Annotated in this window: 22 protein-coding genes and 1 riboswitch; of the genes, 13 read left to right on the top strand and 9 right to left on the bottom strand. The window is 66.8% G+C overall.

Annotation, left to right across the window (positions count from 1 at the left end; translation table 11 throughout):
- The first annotated feature begins 143 nt into the window (after nucleotides 1–143).
- Nucleotides 144–770, top strand: coding sequence for a hypothetical protein (locus NFC73_RS03905; RefSeq protein WP_254747773.1), 627 nt, complete (start codon nucleotides 144–146; stop codon nucleotides 768–770).
- Between the two features lie 58 nt (nucleotides 771–828).
- Here the strand turns inward: NFC73_RS03905 and NFC73_RS03900 are convergent, their stop codons facing one another.
- On the bottom strand, nucleotides 829–1,743 hold the full coding sequence (locus NFC73_RS03900) for a LysR family transcriptional regulator (RefSeq protein WP_254747772.1): 915 nt from the start codon (nucleotides 1,741–1,743) through the stop codon (nucleotides 829–831).
- A 135-nt stretch (nucleotides 1,744–1,878) separates the two neighbouring features.
- On the opposite strand from NFC73_RS03900, the gene tdh reads away from it, so the two are divergent.
- The 5 genes from tdh (at nucleotide 1,879) to NFC73_RS03875 (ending at nucleotide 7,483) form a co-directional block, all read left to right on the top strand.
- Nucleotides 1,879–2,925, top strand: coding sequence for an L-threonine 3-dehydrogenase (tdh, locus tag NFC73_RS03895; protein ID WP_254747771.1), 1,047 nt, complete (start codon nucleotides 1,879–1,881; stop codon nucleotides 2,923–2,925).
- Nucleotides 2,926–2,933: 8 nt separating this feature from the next.
- Nucleotides 2,934–4,142, top strand: coding sequence for a glycine C-acetyltransferase (locus NFC73_RS03890; protein ID WP_254747770.1), 1,209 nt, complete (start codon nucleotides 2,934–2,936; stop codon nucleotides 4,140–4,142).
- A gap of 110 nt (nucleotides 4,143–4,252) precedes the next feature.
- A complete protein-coding gene (locus tag NFC73_RS03885; protein ID WP_254747769.1) occupies nucleotides 4,253–5,374 on the top strand; it encodes an NAD(P)/FAD-dependent oxidoreductase in 1,122 nt (373 codons plus the stop codon).
- 12 nt (nucleotides 5,375–5,386) lie between these two features.
- Complete coding sequence (gene hutI / locus NFC73_RS03880; RefSeq protein ID WP_254747768.1) at nucleotides 5,387–6,598, top strand: imidazolonepropionase; 1,212 nt, start codon at nucleotides 5,387–5,389, stop codon at nucleotides 6,596–6,598.
- 96 nt (nucleotides 6,599–6,694) lie between these two features.
- Nucleotides 6,695–7,483 carry a DeoR/GlpR family DNA-binding transcription regulator gene (locus NFC73_RS03875; protein WP_254747767.1) on the top strand — a complete coding sequence of 263 codons (789 nt, stop codon included), beginning with the start codon at nucleotides 6,695–6,697 and terminating at the stop codon, nucleotides 7,481–7,483.
- A 17-nt stretch (nucleotides 7,484–7,500) separates the two neighbouring features.
- Here NFC73_RS03875 and NFC73_RS03870 read toward each other — a convergent pair whose 3' ends face one another.
- Entirely contained in the window at nucleotides 7,501–8,181 is a 681-nt protein-coding gene (locus NFC73_RS03870) for a histidine phosphatase family protein (protein ID WP_254747766.1), read from the bottom strand.
- A gap of 148 nt (nucleotides 8,182–8,329) precedes the next feature.
- Here NFC73_RS03870 and NFC73_RS03865 point away from each other — a divergent pair, with 148 nt between their 5' ends.
- Complete coding sequence (locus tag NFC73_RS03865) at nucleotides 8,330–9,109, top strand: CPBP family intramembrane glutamic endopeptidase (protein WP_254747764.1); 780 nt, start codon at nucleotides 8,330–8,332, stop codon at nucleotides 9,107–9,109.
- 125 nt (nucleotides 9,110–9,234) lie between these two features.
- Here the strand turns inward: NFC73_RS03865 and NFC73_RS03860 are convergent, their stop codons facing one another.
- Nucleotides 9,235–9,873 carry a VOC family protein gene (locus NFC73_RS03860; protein WP_254747762.1) on the bottom strand — a complete coding sequence of 213 codons (639 nt, stop codon included), beginning with the start codon at nucleotides 9,871–9,873 and terminating at the stop codon, nucleotides 9,235–9,237.
- 208 nt (nucleotides 9,874–10,081) lie between these two features.
- A riboswitch (SAM riboswitch) is annotated at nucleotides 10,082–10,196 on the top strand.
- Nucleotides 10,197–10,208: 12 nt separating this feature from the next.
- On the opposite strand from NFC73_RS03860, the gene metX reads away from it, so the two are divergent.
- Entirely contained in the window at nucleotides 10,209–11,324 is a 1,116-nt protein-coding gene (gene metX / locus NFC73_RS03855) for a homoserine O-acetyltransferase MetX (protein ID WP_254747760.1), read from the top strand.
- A gap of 97 nt (nucleotides 11,325–11,421) precedes the next feature.
- Here metX and NFC73_RS03850 read toward each other — a convergent pair whose 3' ends face one another.
- From NFC73_RS03850 to NFC73_RS03840, 3 genes are read right to left on the bottom strand one after another with little or no spacing between them, the layout of a single operon-like run.
- Entirely contained in the window at nucleotides 11,422–11,952 is a 531-nt protein-coding gene (locus NFC73_RS03850) for a hypothetical protein (protein WP_254747758.1), read from the bottom strand.
- Between the two features lie 13 nt (nucleotides 11,953–11,965).
- Nucleotides 11,966–13,195 carry a winged helix DNA-binding domain-containing protein gene (locus NFC73_RS03845; protein ID WP_254747756.1) on the bottom strand — a complete coding sequence of 410 codons (1,230 nt, stop codon included), beginning with the start codon at nucleotides 13,193–13,195 and terminating at the stop codon, nucleotides 11,966–11,968.
- Nucleotides 13,196–13,215: 20 nt separating this feature from the next.
- Nucleotides 13,216–14,064 carry an SGNH/GDSL hydrolase family protein gene (locus tag NFC73_RS03840; protein WP_256548618.1) on the bottom strand — a complete coding sequence of 283 codons (849 nt, stop codon included), beginning with the start codon at nucleotides 14,062–14,064 and terminating at the stop codon, nucleotides 13,216–13,218.
- Between the two features lie 95 nt (nucleotides 14,065–14,159).
- On the opposite strand from NFC73_RS03840, the gene NFC73_RS03835 reads away from it, so the two are divergent.
- Nucleotides 14,160–14,810 (top strand): alpha/beta hydrolase, encoded by a 651-nt coding sequence (locus tag NFC73_RS03835; protein ID WP_254747752.1) that lies wholly within the window; start codon nucleotides 14,160–14,162, stop codon nucleotides 14,808–14,810.
- 79 nt (nucleotides 14,811–14,889) lie between these two features.
- On the opposite strand, the gene NFC73_RS03830 is transcribed toward NFC73_RS03835, so the two are convergent.
- Entirely contained in the window at nucleotides 14,890–15,123 is a 234-nt protein-coding gene (locus NFC73_RS03830; RefSeq protein ID WP_056348226.1) for an RNA-binding S4 domain-containing protein, read from the bottom strand.
- A 33-nt stretch (nucleotides 15,124–15,156) separates the two neighbouring features.
- Between NFC73_RS03830 and NFC73_RS03825 the strand changes: the two genes are divergently transcribed.
- From NFC73_RS03825 to NFC73_RS03815, 3 genes are all read left to right on the top strand, one after another.
- The gene (locus tag NFC73_RS03825) at nucleotides 15,157–16,182 is read left to right on the top strand and encodes a DMT family transporter (RefSeq protein WP_254747750.1); all 1,026 of its coding nucleotides are present in this window, start codon (nucleotides 15,157–15,159) and stop codon (nucleotides 16,180–16,182) included.
- 133 nt (nucleotides 16,183–16,315) lie between these two features.
- Complete coding sequence (locus NFC73_RS03820) at nucleotides 16,316–17,701, top strand: glycine--tRNA ligase (RefSeq protein WP_056348229.1); 1,386 nt, start codon at nucleotides 16,316–16,318, stop codon at nucleotides 17,699–17,701.
- A 2-nt stretch (nucleotides 17,702–17,703) separates the two neighbouring features.
- On the top strand, nucleotides 17,704–18,732 hold the full coding sequence (locus tag NFC73_RS03815; RefSeq protein ID WP_254747749.1) for a GNAT family N-acetyltransferase: 1,029 nt from the start codon (nucleotides 17,704–17,706) through the stop codon (nucleotides 18,730–18,732).
- Nucleotides 18,733–18,813: 81 nt separating this feature from the next.
- On the opposite strand, the gene NFC73_RS03810 is transcribed toward NFC73_RS03815, so the two are convergent.
- Nucleotides 18,814–19,614: a DUF1295 domain-containing protein gene (locus NFC73_RS03810; RefSeq protein WP_254747748.1), complete on the bottom strand. Its 801-nt coding sequence runs from the start codon at nucleotides 19,612–19,614 to the stop codon at nucleotides 18,814–18,816.
- Complete coding sequence (locus NFC73_RS03805; protein ID WP_254747747.1) at nucleotides 19,611–20,351, bottom strand: alpha/beta hydrolase; 741 nt, start codon at nucleotides 20,349–20,351, stop codon at nucleotides 19,611–19,613. Before NFC73_RS03805 ends, NFC73_RS03810 begins: the two co-directional genes overlap by 4 nt.
- 80 nt (nucleotides 20,352–20,431) lie before the next feature.
- Here NFC73_RS03805 and NFC73_RS03800 point away from each other — a divergent pair, with 80 nt between their 5' ends.
- Nucleotides 20,432–21,895, top strand: a complete 1,464-nt coding sequence (locus tag NFC73_RS03800; RefSeq protein WP_254747746.1) for a YibE/F family protein — start codon at nucleotides 20,432–20,434, stop codon at nucleotides 21,893–21,895.
- The last annotated feature ends 1 nt before the right edge of the window (nucleotide 21,896 follow it).

The raw sequence follows: 21,896 nt of genomic DNA, 5'->3' as shown, positions 1-21,896 counted from the left end.
GCTCATAACGACGTCTACTGCGACCCAGTTGGGTTTTGTACTCACTTCCCGCCCGCAAACTACGCGTGTTCAGCAAGGTGCCGCGGTTCTACACTGAAGGTCCAGGGCGCCGGAGCCCTGCCCGTGCTGTGGGAGGAATGGCCATGTCGGTCCAAGAACCGTTGAGATTCCGCAAGGCCTTGCTGGCGGGCGTTATTGCTCTGGCGCTGACCGGCACGGGAGTCGCCATCGCCTGGTCCGCCACAGATACGCCGTCGCCGTCGCCGTCGGCCTCCGCTCCGGGGAAATCGGACAAGGCTAAGGGCCAGGAGAAGCCGGCCAAGGACCAGCGCCCGCAGCACCTGCACAGTGAAGGTGTGGTGAAGAAGGCGGACGGGACGTTCGAAACTGTGCTGACCCAGCAGGGCACCGTGGAGGCCGTCAGCGAAACCTCGCTCACCGTCAAGAGCGAGGACGGTTTCACCCAGACCTACGCCGTCAACGCAGAGACCAGGATCATCAAGTTCCCCGCCCCGGCCGCGGACGGTTCGCCGGCAAGGGGCGACGACGGCAAACGGCTGAAGCGGTCAGAGGTCACCATCGCGGAAATCGCCACGGGTGAGGCCGTCAGGGTCTCCGGCGTGAAGAACGGTGACAACGCCACCGCCCGGCAGATCGTGGAGGGCGCCGGCACCGGTCCGGGACTGGGTCTCGGGAAAGGCATGGGCAAGGGCCACGGCCACGGGCTGGGCAAGGGCCTCGGCCACGCCAAGCGGCTGGCTCCCAAGTAGCTGGCATTTAACGTCGTCAGAACGCGGAATGGCGACGTTTACTGCGACCCAGTTGGGGTTAGCCGCCCTGTTCCACCAGCCCGGTCATGATCGCCTGCAGCGCGTCGCAGACAATCATCACCGAGCGGCGCTTCAGGTTCTCCGGCCGGGCCAGGATGTCGATCCGCCGCCGGGTGCTGATGCCCTCCAGCGGCCGCAACACAATGCCCGGGTTGAGCACGGGCCGCGCCGTATACCGCGGCAGCAGGCCCACCACACCCCCCGCCGCCACCAGCGCGGCCACTGTGGAGTAGTCGTTGATCCGGTGGACGATGTTCAGTTCCTTGCTGGAGACGGCCGCGACGGCGGACAGGACGTCGGCGGGGGAGTAGCCGGTGTGGCTGGTCACCCAAGGTTCGCCCACGACGTCGGCCGCGGTGAGAGTGTCCTGGTCCGCCAAATGATGGTCAGCCGGCAAGGCAACGTCCAAGGGTTCGTGCGCCAGCGGAATCACCGCTACCCGCTCCTCCGGCCAGCGCGGGCTGTGGTCCATCCGGTGGGCCAACACCAGGTCGTACCGCGCCGTCAGCGCCGGGAAGTCCTGCTGCGCCACGTCCTCGTCGGAAAGCTGGATCCGCGGCTGGCCGGGCGCGTCCAGCATGCGCGCGAGCGGCGCGAACAGAGCCTGCCCCGCGCTGTGGAAGCCGCTGATGGTCACGGTGCCAACCGGCGATCCGTGATAGGCGCCGATGGCTGTCCGGGCGTCCGCCATGGCACTGACGACGGCGGCACCGGCGTCGGCGAGCACCTGGCCGGCCTCGGTCAGCACCAGGTTGCGGCCCTCCTTCCGGGTCAGCGGAACGTCTACGTCGCGCTGCAGCAGTGCCAGTTGCTGGGACACGGCGGAAGGGCTGACCATCAGCGTCTCCGCCACCGCCTTTACGCTGCCCAGGGCTCCGAGTTCGCGGAGGATTTCCAGCTGATGAATTTCCATCCGCCCAGTCTATGCATTAGCTATCACTTCATCGTCGATTGAGAGAATACTGCTTGTGCTAATGCTTCGAAGTGGCTCTAATAAGGGGAGACCACACCCGCAGGCCGCGGGTCGCTGCCAACAGTCAGGAAGCCAATGAAGGCACTCTACAAGTCCGGTGCACACGCCGGGTTCGAGCTGGTTGACCGGCCCGAGCCCGAGGCCGGCCCCAACGACGTCAAGATCCGGGTCATGACCACCGGGATCTGCGGCACCGACCTGCACATCCAGTCCTGGGATGCTTGGGCCCAGGGCATCATCGAGGCACCCCTCATCGCCGGCCATGAGTTCTACGGTGAAGTAGTGGAAATCGGCGACGGCGTCCGTGACGTCAGGGTGGGGGACCGGGTATCAGGCGAAGGCCACGTGGTCTGCGGGATATGCCGGAACTGCCGCGCAGGCCGGCGCCAGATGTGCATCCACACCGTCAGCGTCGGCGTCCAGCGGGACGGCGCCTTCGCCGAGTACGTGGTCATCCCCGAGACCAACGTCTGGGTCCACCACGACCCCTCCATCACACCGGAACTCGGCGCGATCTTCGATCCGTTCGGCAACGCCGTGCACACAGCCCTCAGCTTCCCGCTGGTGGGCGAGGACGTGCTCATCACCGGGGCAGGTCCCATCGGGTTGATGGCCATCGCCGTGGCCCGCCACGCCGGGGCGCGCAAGATCGCCATCACCGATGTCTCCCAGCCGCGGCTCGAACTGGCACGCCAGCTCGGCGTGGACCTGGCCATCGACGTCTCCACCACGCGCGTCAAGGATGCCCAGCGTGAACTCGGGATGCGCGAGGGCTTTGACATCGGCATGGAAATGTCCGGCCACCCCACCGCCCTGCCTGAGATGATCAACAACATGAACCACGGCGGCCGCATTGCCATGCTCGGCCTGCCCAGCCAGGACATCACCATCGACTGGGGCAAGGTAGTCACGCACATGCTGACGCTGAAGGGCATCTACGGCCGGGAAATGTATGAGACGTGGTACGCCATGAGCGCCATGCTCTCCTCCAACCCCGTGCTGCATGCCGGCATCTCCGCGGTGGTGACGGACAAGCTGCCCGCCGCAGAATGGGAAAAAGGCTTCGCCACCGCCCGCGCCGGCGTCGGCGGAAAAGTTGTCCTCGACTGGACCGAACTCTAAGGAGCACCATGTACACCGCCATCAAGGACCAGCTGCAGGCTGAGCTGGACGACATCCGTGCCGCCGGGCTCTTCAAAACCGAACGCAGCATCAACTCCCCGCAGTCCAGCCACATCACGGCGGGGCAGATCGGGGAACCGGGCGCCACCGTCCTGAACTTCTGCGCTAACAACTACCTGGGCCTGGCGGACCACCCGGACATCATCGCCGCGGCCAAAGAGGCCATGGACAGCCGCGGCTTCGGCATGGCCAGCGTCCGCTTTATCTGCGGCACCCAGGACCTGCACCTGAAACTGGAAGCCAGGGTCTCCAGATTCCTCGGCACGGAGGACACCATCCTGTTCTCCAGCTGCTTTGACGCCAACGGCGGCGTCTTCGAATCCCTCTTCGGGCCCGAGGACGCCATCATCTCCGATGCCCTCAACCACGCCTCCATCATCGACGGCATCCGGCTCTGCAAGGCCCAGCGCTTCCGCTACGCCAACCAGGACATGGCGGACCTGGAAGCGAAACTGATCGAGGCCACCACTCAGGACAAGCCCGCCCGGCGCAAGATCATCGTCACCGACGGCGTGTTCTCCATGGACGGCTACCTCGCGCCGCTGGAGGCCATCTGCAACCTGGCCGAAAAGTACGACGCCCTGGTTATGGTGGACGACTCCCACGCCGTCGGCTTTATGGGCGCAACGGGTGCCGGCACCCCCGAGCACGCCGGAGTGTCGCACCGGGTGGACATCTACACCGGGACGTTTGGGAAGGCGCTGGGCGGAGCGTCCGGTGGATACGTGTCCGGCCGGGCCGAGGTGGTGGCCATGCTCCGCCAGAAGGCCCGCCCCTACCTGTTCTCCAACTCGGTTGCTCCGGCCATTGTCGCTGCCACCATCAAGGCCCTTGACCTGGTGGAGAATTCCGGTGACCTGCGGACCCGGCTGTTCGAGAACGCCGGGCTGTTCCGCCGCCGGATGACCGAAGAAGGTTTTGAACTCCTCGACGGCGAACACGCGATTGTCCCCGTGATGTTCGGGGACGCCGTGATGGCCGCCAAGGTGGCGGACCAGATGCTCCAGCACGGCGTCTTCGTCACCGCCTTCAGCTTTCCGGTGGTCCCGCGCGGCGCCGCCCGGATCCGCGTGCAGCTGTCAGCGTCGCACTCAGCGGACGACGTCGAAGCGTGCGTGGGTGCGTTCGTCGCCAGCCGTGCGGCGGTGGCAGGCTAACCCGGCAGGGTTAAACCATCAGGGTTAAACCAGCCTGGTTTGACCCGGCCGGAGTAAACCCCCGGCGGGTGCCGGGCGCGGCCGCAGGGCAACTCTGCAAGGATGGAGCCATGGCAGCACACTACGACGTCCTGATTGTCGGCGGCGGCATCGCCGGCCTGTCCCTGGCATCCGCGCTCGCGGGCAGCTGCAGCGTGGCGTTGGTGGAGGCGGAGCAGGAGCTGGCGTACCACACGTCCTCCCGCTCTGCCCGCCAGCTCATTCCGAGCTACGGCCCGGACGCGGTCAGGGAGCTCACGGTCCGGACGCTGGAACTGATCGCGGCCCGGGACACCCAACTGCCCGAACCTGTCCTGACACCGCGGAGCTTTATGCTCATTGGCACCGAGGAATCCGTCCGCGCCGAAGCCAGCGGCCACATGCGCCTCATCCCCATGGCAGAAGCGCTGGAGCTGTGCCCTGCGTTGGTTCCCGGGGCTTTCTCCGCAGCAGGCCTGGACACCGGATCCTTTGGCTGCAACGCCCCGTTGCTGCTGGCCGACCATCGGCAGCGGGCGGTGGCCGCCGGGGCCGACATCATCACCGGGGCCCGTGTGCATTCCGCCCAGCGGCTGGGCTCGGGCTGGGAGATCGGCGCCGGGCAGGAAGCTTTCGAAGCCGGTGTGCTGGTCAATGCGGCCGGCGCCTGGGCCGATGAAATCGCCGTGATCAGCGGTGTGGAGAAGCTCGGGCTGCAGCCGTACCGGCGCACTGCGGCGATTGTCGACGTCGAACATCCCCTTCCCGAACAGAGCCCCATGGTGGCCGCAGCAGACCACACCTTCTATTTCCGCCGGGAGGGCACCGAGGTGCTGATCTCGCCGTCGGAAACCGTACCCAGCGGACCCGAGGACGCCCGGCCGCGGCCCGGCGATGTGGAGCGGCTGATCGTGAAGCTGAACGAGCTGACCACGTTGGGAATCCGTGGAGTCCGGACCGCGTGGACGGGGCTCCGGACCGAGGCAGCCGACGGCGTCCCGGTAGCCGGTTTCGATGCCGAGGCACCCGGGTTCTACTGGCTGGCCGGTCAGGGCGGCTACGGTTTCCAGACGTCATCGGCCATGGCTGAGCTTGCCGCCGCGCAGATCCTGGCCGGACAGGGCACCGGGCACCGGGCGGCCGCTCCGGCCCACGATCCGGCATCCCGGACAGCGGAGGCGCTGGCCGCCACCCGCTGGTCCGTCCGGCGCTGAACAATGGAACCCATGAGCACCCTGATCACCAACATCGCCGAGCTGATGACCCAGGACCTGGAACACCGCGTCCTTAAGAATGCCGCCGTGGTGGTCGAGGGCGAACGGATCGCCTGGCTCGGTTCCGCCGCGGATGCGCCGGCGGCCGACGACGCCGTGGACGCCGGCGGCCGGGCCGTGTTGCCGGGCTGGGTGGATTCGCACACACACCTGGTCTTCGCCGGCGACCGCACAGCGGAGTTCGAGGCGCGGATGGCCGGGGAGTCGTATTCGGCCGGCGGCATCGCCGTCACCATGAACGCCACCCGGCGGGCTTCCGATTTCGACCTCACCCGGCTGGCGATGGCGCGGGTTTCCGAGGCCGTGTCGCAGGGCACTACCTACCTCGAAACCAAGACGGGGTACGGGCTGGACGTTGAACACGAGGCCCGAAGCGCCCGGATCGCCTCCACGGTCGCTGACGAAGTCACCTACCTGGGCGCCCACCTGGTCCCCGCTGGCGCCGACGCGGAGGCCTATACCGATCTCGTCTGCGGGCCCATGCTTGACGCCGTCCGGCCGTACGTCCGGTGGGCGGACGTGTTCTGCGAGGAAGGCGCCTTCACTGCGGAGCAGTCCCGCCGTGTGCTGGAGGCGTGCCGCGCCGCAGGGCTGGGCATCCGGGTCCACGGCAACCAGCTCGGCGAAGGTCCCGGCGTGCAGCTGGCGGTGGAACTCGGGGCAGCCAGCGTGGACCACGTGAACTACCTATCGGCCCGTGACGTGGCGGCGCTCGCGGAAAGCTGGTCCGGCTGGAACGCTGACAGCGGCACGGGGGTCCGGGGCACTGTGGCAACCTGCCTCCCCGCGTGCGATCTTTCCACCCGGCAGCCGCTGGCCCCCGGGCGTGAACTCCTGGATGCCGGAGTGCAGGTGGCGCTGGCCTCCAACTGCAATCCGGGTACCTCCTACACCAGTTCCATGGCGTTCAACGTGGCTACCGCCGTGCTGCAGATGCGCCTGAGCGTCCACGAAGCGGTGCGGGCCGCAACCTATGGCGGAGCGCTGGCGCTGCACCGGGAGGTAGGGCACGACGCCGACGGCGTACGGGCGGTGGGTTCGCTCGCCGTCGGTCACCGGGCCGACCTACACATGCTCAACGCCCCCTCGGCAACGCATCTCGCGTACCGCCCGGGCATGCCGCTCACGTACGCCGTGTGGCGGGCCGGTGTGCGGGCACGCTAAGTAGGGCCACACTTTGTGATTGCGATGTGATCATTTGTGCCTGTTATGATCAGATAACGTCATATTTGGTGACTGATTGCTCGCTGAGAGGCCCCCATGACCCGCACTGACCGCCTGACGGCCATCCTGGACATCCTCGCCAAGACCGGCCAGGTGGAGGTGGAGGAGATTGTCTCGCAGCTGGCGGTCTCCCCGGCCACGGCACGGCGGGACCTGGACAGCCTGGCCAAAAGGCGGCTGCTGACCCGCACCCGGGGCGGGGCCACCACCGGCGCCCTGGCCTACGACCTCCCCGGGCGGTACAACCGTGATGACCACGCCGACGCCAAGGAGCAGATCGCCCAGGCCGCCTCGGCTCTGATTTTTCCCGGCGCTGTGATCGGTCTCTGCGGCGGCACCACCAGCACGGCCCTGGCTCAGATCCTTGCCACCCGCGAGGACCTCAACGCTCCCGGCCACCAGTCCACCCTGACCGTGGTCACCAACGCCATCAACATCGCTGCGCAGTTGGCGGTCCGCCCCAACATCAAAGTCATGGTGACCGGCGGCATCCTGAACCCCCGCTCGTACGAACTCGTGGGCCCATACACGGACATCATCATGCAGAAGGTGGTCATGGACATCGCCTTCATCGGCGTGAACGGCATCGACCCCGAGGTCGGCCCCACCAACACGGGGGAGGGCGAAGCCTCCGTGAATGCCCTGCTGGCCAGCCGGGCCCGGATCTCTTACGTGCTGGCCGACTCCTCCAAGGTGGGCGTCAGAGCCTTCGCCACCATGGACGGGTACGCGTTCACCCGCCTGATCACTGACTCCGGGATCTCCGCCGAGGACAAGGCCGCATTCGAAGCCAATGGCACCGAAGTGATCGTGGCCCCACACTAGGCGAGCAGCAACACCCCCTAGAAGATCACCGGCGGCGCATTCAGGACGGTCTCGTCGACCCGGCGGTCCACCCATTGGCTGAACGGAATGTCGAGTTCGTACTTGCCGAGGTCGGTGCGCAGGAGGGTCCGCACCGCGGCATTGTCCGGGTTGTTGAGCGATTCGAAATACTCCACCGACCAGTGAAACCAGCGCATGCAGAACAGACGCATGGTGAGCCCATGGGTCACCAGCAGGGTGTTGGGGGCGTAGTCCGGTTTGGACCAGTGCCGGTACAGTGTCTCCATAAAGGAGGAGATCCGGTCGTAGACGTCGGAGCCGGATTCGCCTTCCCTGAACCGGTAGAAGAAATGGCCGTAGGCATTGCGGAGTTCCTTCTGGTCCTCGATGTCGCCGGTGATCTGGAAGTTGGCCCAGTCCTGCTCACGGAGGCGCGGCTCTTCGATCACCCGCTCCGTGAGATTGCCGAGGTTGAGTGCCTCCAGGGTCTGGTAAGCCCGCAGGTACGGGGAGACGTAGACGCAAACCTGCCGGCCGTCCAGCTCGCGGCGGATCCGTTCGCCGGCCGCCGTGGCCTGCGCCAGGCCCAGGGGAGTCAACGGAATCCGGTAGTCCGGGACCCTGTTGTAGATGGACGTATCGACATTGGCCGCGGACTGGCCGTGCCGGATCATGAAGATTTTCCCTGGCGCGCTCATAGGCCCCAAGCATAGGTGCTGCTGCCGCAAGGACGCTCTCCCACTTTTGGTGCGTTTTTGGCGGACGCTCTCTCACTTTGGTCAGCCCCGGCGAGCTGGCCACCCCTCCAATCAGCGAAGAACCAGAAACTACAGGCAAGATGGAACCATGTTGGTTCCCTCCCGCCGTCGGCTGCGGATTGAAGTCTGGATTGTCCTGGGTCTGTCCCTGGGGCAGTCCGCCGTCTACTCGGTGGTGCAGCTGCTGGACAAGATGACCCGGGCCCCGCTGGCCGAAGGCACGTCCACGCTGAACCGGTCACAGAGCCCCCGCGAATACTTCGACCTCACCTACCAACTGCTGGACATCATTTTCGCCCTCGTACCAGTGCTGCTGGTTATCTACTTCCTCACGGACCAGCGGCAATCCGGTTCCGGCTTGAGCGCCCAGGGAGGGTCCGCCTTCCGGAAGCTGGGGTTCAACTTCGCCCGGCCGGGCCGTGACCTGCTGCAGGGCTTTGGCCTCGCGGCGGTGATTGGAATCCCTTCGCTGGGCCTCTACGCCGCGGGACGTGCCCTGGGGATCACCACCGCCATCATCCCCAGCGCACTCGACTCGTACTGGTGGACGGTTCCCGTCCTGGTCCTGTCCGCACTGCGGCACGCCGTCGTGGAGGAAGTCATCGTGGTGGGCTACCTCCTGGACCGTTTCGGCAAGTTCGGCTGGAGCATGCCCCTGGCCATCTTCACCAGCTCGATGCTCCGCGGCAGCTACCACCTTTACCAAGGCTTCGGGCCGTTCATCGGCAATGCAGTGATGGGTGTGGTCTTTGCCTGGCTCTACACAAAAACCAAGCGGATTATGCCGCTGGTCATCGCGCATGCGCTGCTGGACATTGTTGCCTTCGTTGGCTTCAGCCTCTTTGGCCGGGCTGTGGGCCTGGGGTAAGACGGCCGTGGTTCCCGTGCCATACAGGTGAACTGAAACGGGTCCTGCTTAAAAGGATTCGGCCGCCATCGGTGGGTGGCATCATTGGCACCCGCTGATGGCGGCCGAAGCTATTGAACGTGCAATCAGATGGTGACTGCTCCCGTAGCGGTTTCGAAGGTTACGGACAGGATGCCCGGAGTTCCGTGCGGAGCCACCCAGTCAACGGCCACATCCTCCAGCGGCTTCTCGACGGGTTCGCCCAGCCACTCCGTCACACGTTCGGCGGAACCGGCTATGGTCAGGCAGCTCATCTTGACGTTGCTCTCATAGGCGTTGGACGGGTGCAGGGCGGGATCGCCCTCCCACTTGAGCATGTACGGGACCTGGGGGTCCGCGATCAGGCCCAGGATGCCGATCTGCTTCCAGACCAGCTCGCGGCCATCCGGGAACTTGCGGTTGCCGTTGACGGCGGCACGGCCCAGGCGCTCTTCGAACGGAGCGAGGTCGTCCACTTCGACGCACCAGCCCATCCAGCCGCCGCCGGCTTCGGATCGCGCTCGGACAGCCTGCCCGAAGGGCGCCTTGTCCGATGCCGGGTGGTTCAGGACCTCCACGACTTCCAGGTATTTATGGCCGGCGAGGGGAATAATCATGTTCCGGGTTCCAAACCGGGGGTGCACGCCACCCTTCACGGCTTCAACGCCGAGGGCGGACGAAATTCGTTCGGTGGTGGCAACGAGGCCATCTTGTTCACAGGCGTAAGAGACGTGATCCATGCGCATGCCATCATCTTGGCACTTTGTGATCCGGCTCTCAGCTAAGGGTAGCCTTACCGGATTTCCGTTGCGTCACGAGTGGACATTTCCGGGCGGCCAAGGGCGCGGCGGACCTTGGCATGGACGCGGCCAGCCGGCCGCAGAAGGGCTCCAGCGAAGTCATAACCAGTCACACGCTTAGCAATAGACCGGTGCTGTTCGTACACTCGAAGCAGGTCATGAGTGCCAGCGACAGCCCCGGCTTGCTGGCCGGCAACCCTCTTTTGTGGTGGGGTGCCCCGGGTGAGGACCTGGCCTGCCGGTCAATTGACGGTGGGCAAGCGCATAGAAAAGGTCCGTCCATGACGATTACGATTTCCCGTACTGCAGCACCCGGAAACGGGGTGGTCCGGTACGCCAGCATCGGCGGACTCGAGCTCGAAGCTGGTGGTTACCTCCCGGAAGTCACCCTCGGCTATGAAACGTGGGGAACCCTCAACGCGGACGGCTCCAACGCCGTCCTGATTGAGCATGCCCTGACCGGAAGCACGCACGTGACCCGCGGCGACAGTGACGAGCCCGGCTGGTGGGAACAGCTGGCCGGACCCGGTGCGCCGGTGGACACGGACAGGTTCTTTGTGGTCTCCATCAACATCGTGGGCGGCTGCTACGGCTCCACCGGGCCGTCCTCGGTTGCCCCGGACGGCAAACCGTGGGGGTCCCGATTCCCTTTGGTCACGCTGCGGGACACCACGGCGGCGGAGGCCAGGCTGGCTGACCAGTTGGGCATCCCGAGCTGGTACGCCGTGCTGGGCGGTTCCATGGGCGGCGCGCGGGCTCTGGAATGGGCGGTCACCTACCCGGAACGGGTTCAGCGGTGCGCCGTTATCTCCATCGGTGCCGCCAGCACCGCCGAACAGATCGCGTTCGCCCAGGCGCAGACGCTCGCCATCCGCCAGGACAGCAATTTCAACGACGGCGACTACTACGGCGGTCCGCTGCCGGAGGACGGCCTGGCCCTGGCACGGCGCATCGCCCACATCACCTACCGCTCCGCCGAGGAGTTCCATGGCCGCTTCGGACGTTCAGCCCAGCACCCGGAATCGCCGTTCCAGGCGGCAGCGCTGGGGGAGCGGGGCCGCTACCAGGTGGAAAGCTACCTGGACCACCAGGGCAGGAAGCTGGTGCGGCGCTTTGATGCCAACAGCTACATCGCCATCACCGACGCCCTGATGAGCCACGACGTCTGCCGCGGGCGGGGCTCGCTGAACGAGGCCTTGGGCCGGGCCACCGCCAGGTTCTTCGTGGCTGCGGTGGACAGCGACCGGCTGTACTTCCCGTCCCAGTCCCGTGAACTGGCTAACGCGCTCCCGGGCGACGTGGACGTGCACGTTATTGAGGCCCCGATCGGCCACGACGGCTTCCTGACCGAGATCGGCCAGCTTGGCGTCCAGCTCCGAGACACGTTCCTCATCTAAGCGCCAGGGGCAACTCGAGCCCCTGGACATCAGCGCGAGAGGACACTTGAGCCCCCGGAATCGGGGCCTCAAGTGTCCTCTCGCGCTGACTAAGCGATCAGCCGTTCATGATGTCGGAGCGGCGCTTCATGTAGTCCTCCATGGCCAGCTCGCCGTTGCTGTACTGCTGGTCGAGTTCGGCCAGCTTCCGGGCACGGTATCCCTGCGGGCCCGACGGCGGCAGGGGAATAGCGGGGGCGGCAGGCTGCTGCGGCGCCTCCGCGCGCTGCTCCGGCACCGGCTGGCCGTTGGGTTGCGGCTGACCGTAGGGCGGGAACTGCTGATCCGCAGAAGGAATCGGCTGCATGGGCGGCAACGGCTGGCTCGGCGGCAGGGGCTGCGGGCTCATGATCTGCCGGAAGCCGCCGCTCATGTAATCCTGCTGTGTGTAGCCGTCACGGGGCTGTTTGTTCTGCGGCCCCGGATACTGATCGCTGCCCGGGTACTGCCCGCCGCCTGGAAACTGCTCGGGGTAGCGCCCGGAAAAGCTCTGCTCCTGGTTCCGTTTGTTCACGGATTTCCGGTACATCCGCATGGCCATCGGTACCACGAACGACAGAATGATGATCCAGAAAAACAAGCTGTTCACGGTGTAGCGCCTCTCATATGTGTCCCTCCAGCTTATCCCCGGAGCCCACACGTACTGCGGGGACTCCCAGGAAGGCTCCATACCGGTCCACTGCATCCTGCACGGCGTCCTCCGCAGCCGGTCCCGCGGCAGCGAAAAGCCTGATATCCAGCTCACAACGGCCGGCGAACATGGTGTGCCGCCAGGAGCCGGCCATCCGCCCGTCCAGCAGGACCACATGAATCGGCGCCCCGGCAACCGGGAAAGCCGGAGCGGTACCACCCAGATAGTGCCGCGTTGCCGAATAGCCCATCACGTATTCGTCGTAGCACTGGATCAGGTCGATCCGCGGTCCGGCTGCCTGTCCGGGCGCCTGCCCGGCGCCGCCGTCCGCAGCAGCGTCGAAATAATGCGCGACGCCGTCAATCACCAACGTTGCCAGCGTTTCGGGGGCTGCCGCCAGGGACTGTTGAACGCCGAGCCGCACGTCGGCCATGGTGAGCCCGGACCAATCGGCGCAGTCCTTGACCGTGGCCGGGCCGCGGCTGGTGAAGTAGCGCCGGACGAGTTCGCTGAGCGCTTCGGTCCGGGCGGGCGGCATGGCCGGGCCGGGAGGCACACGCTCGTCAAAAAGCGCGTAGGTCTGCTTCAGGGCACCGCCAGCACTGCGCACCGGTGACCCGCTGGCCAGGATCCCGCTGACCTCGGCGTGCATGATCAGGTAGGCCAGCCCGACCCCGGTGGCCGCGAACCCTTCGTCCTGCAGCCGCGCGGCCAGCTGTTCCCGGGTCAGGTGCTGCCCGCCCCGGACGGCTTCGGCCAGGACCTGCCCGCTCCGTTCAGCGGCGGCTGCATCAATCCCGCTCTGCCGGTACATGCCCGCGTTGCCCTGGTGAAGCCGCGGCGCCGACAAGGCCGTCAGCCAGCGAAGATCCTCGCGGTGCACAAAATGCCAGGTGGGCCGCAGGATATGGGTGCGCAGGATGCGCCCGTCGGACACCGCCTCCTCCACCACCGCGGCAGTGGCCACCGCAGCCTCGGCAGCAACACGATGAGACGGGTCCCGGACGGCAGCTCCAAGCCTGGCCCGTTGCGCCAGGCTCCAGCGGGCGTAGGGAAACTCCTGCGCCTGGACCGCCAGCAGGTGCCGGACGGCGTCCTCCGGGGAGCCCAGGCCGGGCCCGCGCAGCCGTTGGGCGTGAAGCCGCCGACGCACCACCTCATCCGGCTCCATGCCTGTCCGGGGGAGCTGTCCCTGGCTCATGCAGTCCGCCGCTCACGCCGCTAGCGCCGGGCGTCGGTGGTGCCCAGCGGCCCCTCGCCGGAACCTAACGGAACGCCCGGGCCGAACACGGGTCCCGGCGTCGGGCGTTTTGCGGTGATTCCGTCGCCGGAGGAGCGGTGGCGCAGCCGCCGCACCACCCACGGGACAAAGTACTCGCGGGCCCACACGAGGTCCTCGGAGCGGGCTGCCCGCCACGTGCGGGCGGGCAGGGGCTTGGGCCGGAGCGGCTCAAGCGTGTGGTCCACGTTCAGCGAATCCAGCACCATGGCAGCGATGGTGTGGTGTCCCAGCGGCGAAAAATGCAGGCGGTCCTCGTCCCACATCTGCGGATCGTTCAGCTGCTTGAGCGACCACATGTCGGCGATGATGGCGTCATGGCGGGCGGCCACTGTGCGGAGGTTCTCGTTGTAGATGGCCACCTTGCTGCGGATCCTTCCCAGGACCGAGGAACCGGTATCCGGGCCGTTGAACAGCACCACCGTGGCGCCGCCCATGGCCAGGATCTGGACCACTGAATCAAGTTTTTCGGCGAGGGCGTCGGGGTCGCCGCCGGGCCTGATGAGATCGTTGCCGCCGGCGGAAAGGGTTATCAGGTCCGGCTTCAGCGCCAGGCATGGAGCGAGCTGCTGGTCCACGATCTGCTGCAGCAGCCGGCCGCGGACGGCCAGGTTGGCATAGGCGAAGTCGGCCTGGCCCCGGCCCAGTTCCTCGGCCACCCGGTCCGCCCAGCCGCGGAAGCCGCCTGGGCTTGTGGGGTCGGGGTCGCCGATACCCTCGGTGAACGAATCTCCCATCGCTACATAGCGGGTCCAGGGGTGGGCTTCCGGGGCCCTGGGCGGGCTCTGCATGGCTTTTGCTTCATTCACGGTCCTATCCTGCCTCCTTGCTCACAAGCTACGCCACCGTAGGTAGTTACCGCCGGGTAACTGTAAGAATGGAAACCATGACTGACGCCCAAGTATTTCCCGCCCCCGTTGTTCTGTGGTCCCGGCCGGAGGACCAGCGCGCCGGAAAGCCGCTGCTGGTGCTGCTGCACGGCTACGGCGCCAACGAACAGGACCTGCTGAGCCTGGCGGATATGCTTCCCGAAGATTTTGTGGTCGCCTCACTCCGGGCGCCCCTGCCCACGGGCCCTGGGTTTATGTGGTTCCCCTTGACGGACTCCATCGAATACACCCTGGACGCGGTCAAGGCCGCAGCCGCATACGTGCAGGACTGGATTGATACCGTCAAGGCCAACCACCCGACGGTCACGCTGCTCGGATTCTCCATGGGAATGGCGATGGCCACCACGTTGCTCCGGCAGCGCCCCGCTGACTACGCCGCCGTCGTCGGGCTTTCCGGTTTTGTGGTCAACGCGGACGGGGACCCCACGTTCAAGGATGGCGAACTGGACGGTACGGTGCCGCTCTTCTGGGGCCGGGACCAGCAGGACCCTGTGATCACGCCCGACAAGATCGAGTACACCATGGGCTGGGTGCGCGGGCACGTCAAGCTCACCAAAGTGCTCTACACGGGCATGTGGCACGGCATCAACCAGCAGGAAATCGGGCACGTCTCCGAGTTCCTGACGCACGAGGTGCTGAACAAATAGCGTACGACGGCGGCCGGCGGCACAGTGCGCCGGCCGCTTACGCTGCCTTCACCGGCTGAGCTGAGCCAGGCCTGTTAGATCAGGCCTCCGGTGCCACAACCTGCACGGTCTGCCCGTTGACCGTGACAGTGTCGCCGTTGTGCAGCTGGCGTCCGCGGCGGTCGTCGATCTCGCCGTTAACCTTGACGAGTCCGTTCTTGATCAGCTCGGCGGCTTCCACGCCGTCCTCCACCAGGCTGGCGAGCTTCAGGAGCTGGCCAAGGCGGATCATGCTGTCGCGGATGGGGATCTCTTGAATGTCCTGGTTGCTCATACAAGCAATAATGCCTGACGTAAGGTGAATCCAATGACCCACACCCCACGGCTGTCGCGGTTCGCGGGGCTCCCGCTGGCCGTCGGCGCGGGACTGGCCATTCCGGTCCAGGGCCGGATCAACGGCGCACTTGGGGCCCGGCTCAATGACGGGATCGCCGCGGCGGTGGTGAGCTTCAGCACTGGTCTGGTCCTGATGATCCTGATTTCCCTGGCCCTTCCGCGCGGGCGCGCCGGCCTGGCCAGGATCATCCCCGCCGTCCGCAGCCGCGCCTTCCCGCCCGTGTATGTCCTGGCCGGCGGGATCGGGGCACTCTTTGTCTTTGCCCAGACCTTCACCGTTGGCCTCCTGGGCGTGGCCCTGTTCACCGTGGCCACCGTGACCGGCCAGACCGTGAGCGGCCTGCTGGTGGACCGGCTGGGGATCGGCCCCGCGGGCAAGAAGCCGGTGACCGGCATCCGGATCACAGGCTGCGTCCTCACCATCGCCGCCGTGGCATGGGCGGTCTCGCCCCGGTTCGAGGCTCCTGCAGCGGCCTCAGCTGGAGCTTCCGGAGCGGCCGCCGGGCCGGAGACGCTGCTGCTGCCGCTCCTGCTTCCAGTCCTCGCCGGATTCCTGATGAGCTTCCAGCAGGCCATGAACGGAACAGCCACCGTCCACTACGGCACGCCCATCGCGGCAACGCTGGTCAACTTCGTGGCCGGCACCGTGGTGCTGTGGACGGCGTGGGGCATCAAGGTTGCCGTTGCCGGGCTTGGCAGCCCCTTGCCGGGGGAGTGGTGGTATTACCTGGGCGGGCCCATGGGCTGTGTGTTCATCGGCCTGGGCGCACTCCTGGTCCGCAGCCTCGGAGTCCTGGTGACCGGGCTCGGCATGATCGCCGGACAGCTCCTTGGCTCCCTGGGGCTGGACTTCCTGGTGCCGGCGCCCGGGAGCGTCGTGGCCCCGGCAACCGTCCTGGGAACACTGTTGACGCTGGCCGCCATCATCCTGGCCACACTGCCGTGGCCGCGGGGCGCCTTCCGGAGGCAGGCAGCTTCCGGAGGCAGCGGCCGGTAGGCTAGGACACGCAGTTCTCTGCATCTCGTTCCTTCGCCCGCCCCGCCCGCACCCAGCGGTGATGCACCCACGTGCAGCGGGGCCAGATACCCGCGGACCGCACCCAGCGGCCCTGTAGAAATTGGAGTCCACCATGGCAGCAAAATCCGTACTCGACCAGGTCATTTCCCTTTCCAAGCGAAGGGGTTTTGTGTTCCAGGCCGGTGAAATCTACGGAGGCTCCCGCTCTGCCTGGGACTACGGACCACTCGGCGCCGAGCTGAAGGAAAACATCAAGCGCCAGTGGTGGCAGTCCATGGTCCGCGGCCGCGAGGATGTGGTGGGCCTGGATTCCTCCGTCATCCTGCCCCGTCAGGTATGGGAAGCCTCCGGCCACGTTGATGTCTTCTCGGACCCGCTCGTGGAGTGCCTCTCCTGCCACAAGCGCTACCGTGCCGACCACCTCGAGGAAGAGTACGAGGAAAAGAAGGGCCGCCCCGCCGAGAACGGCCTGAAGGACATTGCCTGCGTCAACTGCGGCACGCGCGGCGAATGGACCGAACCCCAGGAGTTCTCCGGCCTGCTCAAGACCTTCCTCGGCCCGGTGGCAAGCGACGAAGGCATGCACTACCTCCGCCCCGAAACGGCCCAGGGCATCTTCGTGAACTTCAGCAACGTCCTGACCACGTCCCGCAAGAAGCCGCCCTTCGGCATCGGCCAGATCGGCAAGTCCTTCCGGAACGAGATCACACCGGGCAACTTCATCTTCCGCACCCGTGAGTTCGAGCAGATGGAAATGGAGTTCTTCGTCGAGCCCGGCACGGACGAAGAGTGGCACCAGTACTGGATGAAGGAGCGCATGTCCTGGTACACCGGCCTGGGCATCCGGGAAGAGAACCTTCGCTTCTTCGAGCACCCGCTGGACAAGCTGAGCCACTACTCCAAGGGCACCACGGACATCGAATACCGCTTCGGCTTCCAGGGCTCCGAATGGGGCGAGCTCGAAGGCATCGCCAACCGCACCGACTTCGACCTCTCCACGCACTCCAAGGCCTCCGGCCAGGACCTGAGCTACTTCAACCAGGCCACCAACGAGCGCTACACCCCGTACGTGATCGAGCCCGCCGCAGGCCTGACCCGTTCCTTCATGGCGTTCCTGGTGGACGCGTACACCGAGGACGAGGCACCCAACGCCAAGGGCGGCGTCGACGTCCGTACCGTCCTGCGCCTTGACCCGCGACTGGCCCCCGTCAAGGCTGCGGTGCTGCCGCTGAGCCGCAACGAGGACCTCTCGCCGAAGGCCAAGGACCTGGGCGCGCAGCTGCGCAAGAACTGGAACATCGACTTCGACGACGCCGGCGCGATCGGCCGCCGCTACCGCCGCCAGGATGAGATCGGCACCCCGTTCTGCATCACCGTGGACTTCGACACCCTCGAGGACCAGGCCGTGACCATCCGCGAACGCGACACCATGAGCCAGGAACGCGTCTCGCTGGACAAGGTGGAAGGCTACCTGGCCGCCCGCCTGATCGGCGCCTGAGCATGGCCATCGAATACCGCGAATGGGTTGAGGGCAATGACCTGACGCTGCTGGAAATCTGGGGCGGCCCGGAGACCGAACAGGCCCGGCAGTTCCGCGGTGCCCTGGCCGTTTCCTCGGCCGGCACGGACGGCACGCCGTGGCGCCGCTGCATCGTGGCCGAGGACGTCATTGACGGCATCGGTATTCCGGTGGCGGCAGGCGTCGTCTACGAGGCCTCGCTGCACCCGGAGCGGCTGTGGACCTACATCGAGGTGGCGCGCGATCACCGCCGCGCCGGCATCGGTGCCACGCTCCTGACCATGCTGCGCCGCGAAGCCGAGCAGGCGCCGTCGGGCGTTACCCGGCTGCGCGCGAAGGTGCAGCCGGGCACTCCGGGGGCCGCGTTCGCCGAGGCGTTCGGGCTCGCGCCCATCCAGCGTTCCCGGCTGGTGGTGGTGGAGCCGGGCGCGCTCAAGCTGCCCGTGTTCCCTGCGAAGAACGACGGCGGCGGGCTGGCCAACGACGAAAACGCCGGTTCCGACGTCGTGATGGACCTCGCCACGGGCTCCGTGGAGCTGACCGACGTCGTGGGGCGGTACTACACGTCGATCCACGACTGGGATTCGCCGGGCGTGCTGTCGGTGGGGCAGGTCCAGAAGCTGTTCCTGGATGATCTCACCGGCGCCCACGGTGCGCTGGTGCTGCGCGCCGAGCCGGGATCCGCCTTTGGCGCTGGGGTTTCCCCCAGCAAGAAGGGCCGGATCCGCGCCTTTGCGGTGAGCTATGCGGAGGCAGCCCAGGACCCGACGTCGGATGCGTCGGCGCAGGGCGCGAAGGCCACGGATGTGTTTGTCGGCCACGAACCCGCGCTTGAGGCGGACGACGCCGCAGCCGCCGTCCGTGACCTGCTCTCGCTCCTCGCGTACCAGCACCCGGTCATGCTGGAACTGGACGATTCGATGACAGCGCTGCGCGCCGCCGTCGAGCCCCTGCTGGAATCCGGCAAGGCGCGCCAGGCCGGTGCCGAAACGCTGATCGTCTCGGACTGACCCCACCCCCAACTGGGTCGCAGCAGGTGTCGTTTTGAGCGCTCATAACGACCTGCTGCGACCCGGTTTTGTTGGGGGCGGTCACCGGCGTTTGGGCGGCCACGGGATGAAGCCGCTGGTGGCCTCGACATATTCCCGGTAGCCGGGCCGGCCGGACATCGCCTTTTCCGTGAGGGGCTTCCCGGTCTTTCCAGCCAGCGTCCACACCATCAGTGCCGGGGACAGGATGGTCAGGGTGCCCGGCCAAGAGTCTGCTGCAATGAGGAAAAGCCCCGTCCAGATGGCCGCGTCGCCGAAATAGTTGGGATGCCGGGTGTACCGCCACAAACCGGTGTCCAGCACCGTGCCGCGGCGGGACGGATCCTTCTTGAACCGGGCCAGCTGCCAGTCGCCCACGGTCTCGAACACAAACCCCGTCACCCACAGCAGGACGCCGAGCACGGCCACCCACCCCACAGGCCCGGCGGCGAACATCCCCACCTGCAGCGTCAGGGACACAAAAAACATCACCACGCCCTGCGGCAGGTAGACACGGCGGAGCGCAAAGGCGTTCCTGGATCCGGGCGCGGGGTCCAGCAGGGCCTTGTAGCGCGGGTCTTCATGTCCGTCGCGGGCCCGCCAGCCAATGTGGGCTCCGAGCCGCAACCCCCAGACCGCCGTCAGCAGAAGCAACAAGGCGCGGCGGGTGTCATCGCCCGATCCGGCCGACAGGATCCAGGACACCGCGGCCACCGCAACACAGCCGGGGCCCCACGCGACGTCCATCACCGAGTGCCGCCCCTGCCGGACGGCCACGCCGAACGTCAGCGCCAGGACCGCCAGCACGGCCAGTGCCGTCCAGGGCAGCGACGCGGCGAACGCCGGCCAGGGAAAAGGGCTCACAGGGCCACCTCGGCGGCGGACCCGGGCACCAGCTCAGCCAGCGTGCGAGCGGCAGGGTGTGTGAATCCCGCGCGCTCGGCGAAAGCCTTCATCACAAAACCGGTGGCCAGCGTGTGCCACAGCCGACCGCGGCGGACCATAAAATGCCCGGCACCGTGCAGCGAAACGTACTGCATGGAGGCTGTTGCCCGGGTGGCTCGGCGCGCAAACGCCAAAGACTGGGACGGGCTGGTCATATGGTCGCCCGTGCCGTGGACCATCAGGACCTTGCGTCCGGCGAGCGGAGTGACGGGTGTCTCCGGGCTGAGCCACGGGGCCAGCGCCACCACGGCGTCCACCTGCGGATGGTCCGCGGCGCTCACGGCGGTGAGGCCGCCCATTGAGTGCCCCACCAGATACACGGGAACCCCAGGGTGCTGCGCACTGATTTGCTGGAGGGCCCAACGTGCATCCTGCAGTGCGGACCTGTCCGGCCCGTTCCAGCCACGCACGCTGTTCCGCAGGGACCACACCGCCAGCCCGTGGTCCTTCCCGGCGCGGTGCAGGTGAAGGGCGAACGTGACCATGCGCAGCGGGCTCAGGTGGCGGGCCTCCACGGGCTCAAAGCTGTGTGCTTTACCCCCGTGCAGGACCAGGGCCACGCCCCGCGTTGTCCCGGGGGCCGCCAGCACAGTGAGTGCCGCCTCCCGCCTCGCAGCAGGTCCGTTGGTGTGGAATTCAGTCCTGCGGTCCGTCACGCGTGGCTCCTCCCGGTTCCTGCCATTTACCAACCCTAAGGCGCCGGACGTAGAGTTCAAGGTATGAGGTTCAACTGCTGATGGGCTCCGGTCACACCCACGTTTCAACAGATCATTCGGAGCCGACGCCCCAGGCGATTGCTGCGCGCCGGAAGGCAAACAGCATCCTGGCCGCGGTGCTGGTGCCGCTGACGCTTCTGACCCTGGCGGGAATGGCCATGCTGTGGCCGTCCGGGTCCAAGGACGGCATCTCCCTCGCCAACCCCTATTCGGCGGCGCCCGGCGTCACGTTCGATACGGGCAAGGTCCAGAGCGTCGTGGAAGAAAGCTGCACGCAGGGCTCCACCGCCCCCGGCCAATCCCCGGACACCAGCGGCCAGCCCGCCCCCGCCGGGTCCGACTGCATGTTTGCCTTTACGGAACCGGACCGGGGCGGCAGCCCCGTCAAAGTGGTGATCAACCCGGATGTGGCACAATCCCATGGCGTGAAGCCGGGGGACCAGATCCGGTACCTCAACCTTTCCAATGCCCTGGGCGCCACCGCGTCGCAGGGCTCCCCGGCCTACATTTTCGTTGACTTCGTCCGGACCCTGCCCATCGTGATCCTGGCGCTCCTTTATGCCCTGGTGGTCATCGCGGTGGCGCGCTGGCGGGGACTCCGGGCACTGCTGGGGCTGGTGGGCGCGTATTTCGTCCTGGCCAGCTTTATGCTGCCCGGGCTGGTGGAGGGCAAACCTCCGCTGCTGCTGGCACTGGTGGGATCAACGGTGATCATGATCGGGGTCCTGTATTTTGCCCACGGATTCTCAGCCCGCACATCAACGGCGCTGCTGGGCACCATGTTCGGCCTGGCCATCACGGCGCTGTTGGCAGCCTGGGCCACCGACGCCGCCAACCTCGCCGGAGTGGGCAGCCATGACGCCACCACCCTGATCAATACCTCGGCCAACATCTCCATTTCCGGGGTGATCCTGTGCGGCCTCATCATCTCCGGCCTTGGCGTCCTGAACGACGTCACCATCACGCAATCGTCCGCCGTCTGGGAACTCTACGAGTTGGCTCCCGGCACCAGCGCCCGCAAGCTCTTCACGTCCGCCATGCGGATCGGCCGGGACCACATTGCTTCCACGGTCTACACCATCGCGTTCGCCTATGCCGGCGCAGCCCTGCCCATCCTGATCATTGTGATGCTGTACGACCGGCCGCTGGGGGACACCCTCACCAGCGCCGAACTGTCCGAAGAAGTCATCCGCACCCTCGTCGGCTCCATAGGCCTGGTCCTCGCCATTCCCGTGACCACCCTGATCGCCGTGCTGGTGGTCAAAGCCACCGGCATCCGGACGGCCGGACAGTCCGCCATCGGCGTCCCGGACCAAGGCCGCCGCCCCGACGGCGCCTCGGGCGCCGCCGCCATCAACGCGGACGACGTCGACGATACCGGTGCGCTCGCAGCGGCCACATTCGATAGGCGGTCACGGCAGTCCACCGAAGGTTCCGCCGGTCCCGCCACCACCCAAAGGGGACGCCGGGCAGACCGCGGTTGAC

The sequence above is a fragment of the Pseudarthrobacter humi genome, assembly GCF_024294965.1.
GTDB classification, from domain to species: Bacteria; Actinomycetota; Actinomycetes; order Actinomycetales; family Micrococcaceae; genus Arthrobacter; species Arthrobacter humi.
Note: the sequence above shows the minus strand (reverse complement) of the source record. Positions and strands in the feature narration are given on the sequence as shown.

Excerpts from the sequence above, each read along its gene's own strand:
- NFC73_RS03905 (WP_254747773.1), top strand. The coding sequence starts at position 144 with ATGTCGGTCCAAGAACCGTTGAGATTCCGCAAGGCCTTGCTGGCGGGC.
- NFC73_RS03900 (WP_254747772.1), bottom strand. The coding sequence starts at position 1,743 with ATGGAAATTCATCAGCTGGAAATCCTCCGCGAACTCGGAGCCCTGGGC.
- tdh (WP_254747771.1), top strand. The coding sequence starts at position 1,879 with ATGAAGGCACTCTACAAGTCCGGTGCACACGCCGGGTTCGAGCTGGTT.
- NFC73_RS03890 (WP_254747770.1), top strand. The coding sequence starts at position 2,934 with ATGTACACCGCCATCAAGGACCAGCTGCAGGCTGAGCTGGACGACATC.
- NFC73_RS03885 (WP_254747769.1), top strand. The coding sequence starts at position 4,253 with ATGGCAGCACACTACGACGTCCTGATTGTCGGCGGCGGCATCGCCGGC.
- hutI (WP_254747768.1), top strand. The coding sequence starts at position 5,387 with ATGAGCACCCTGATCACCAACATCGCCGAGCTGATGACCCAGGACCTG.
- NFC73_RS03875 (WP_254747767.1), top strand. The coding sequence starts at position 6,695 with ATGACCCGCACTGACCGCCTGACGGCCATCCTGGACATCCTCGCCAAG.
- NFC73_RS03870 (WP_254747766.1), bottom strand. The coding sequence starts at position 8,181 with ATGAGCGCGCCAGGGAAAATCTTCATGATCCGGCACGGCCAGTCCGCG.
- NFC73_RS03865 (WP_254747764.1), top strand. The coding sequence starts at position 8,330 with ATGTTGGTTCCCTCCCGCCGTCGGCTGCGGATTGAAGTCTGGATTGTC.
- NFC73_RS03860 (WP_254747762.1), bottom strand. The coding sequence starts at position 9,873 with ATGCGCATGGATCACGTCTCTTACGCCTGTGAACAAGATGGCCTCGTT.
- metX (WP_254747760.1), top strand. The coding sequence starts at position 10,209 with ATGACGATTACGATTTCCCGTACTGCAGCACCCGGAAACGGGGTGGTC.
- NFC73_RS03845 (WP_254747756.1), bottom strand. The coding sequence starts at position 13,195 with ATGAGCCAGGGACAGCTCCCCCGGACAGGCATGGAGCCGGATGAGGTG.
- NFC73_RS03840 (WP_256548618.1), bottom strand. The coding sequence starts at position 14,064 with ATGCAGAGCCCGCCCAGGGCCCCGGAAGCCCACCCCTGGACCCGCTAT.
- NFC73_RS03835 (WP_254747752.1), top strand. The coding sequence starts at position 14,160 with ATGACTGACGCCCAAGTATTTCCCGCCCCCGTTGTTCTGTGGTCCCGG.
- NFC73_RS03830 (WP_056348226.1), bottom strand. The coding sequence starts at position 15,123 with ATGAGCAACCAGGACATTCAAGAGATCCCCATCCGCGACAGCATGATC.
- NFC73_RS03825 (WP_254747750.1), top strand. The coding sequence starts at position 15,157 with ATGACCCACACCCCACGGCTGTCGCGGTTCGCGGGGCTCCCGCTGGCC.
- NFC73_RS03820 (WP_056348229.1), top strand. The coding sequence starts at position 16,316 with ATGGCAGCAAAATCCGTACTCGACCAGGTCATTTCCCTTTCCAAGCGA.
- NFC73_RS03815 (WP_254747749.1), top strand. The coding sequence starts at position 17,704 with ATGGCCATCGAATACCGCGAATGGGTTGAGGGCAATGACCTGACGCTG.
- NFC73_RS03800 (WP_254747746.1), top strand. The coding sequence starts at position 20,432 with ATGGGCTCCGGTCACACCCACGTTTCAACAGATCATTCGGAGCCGACG.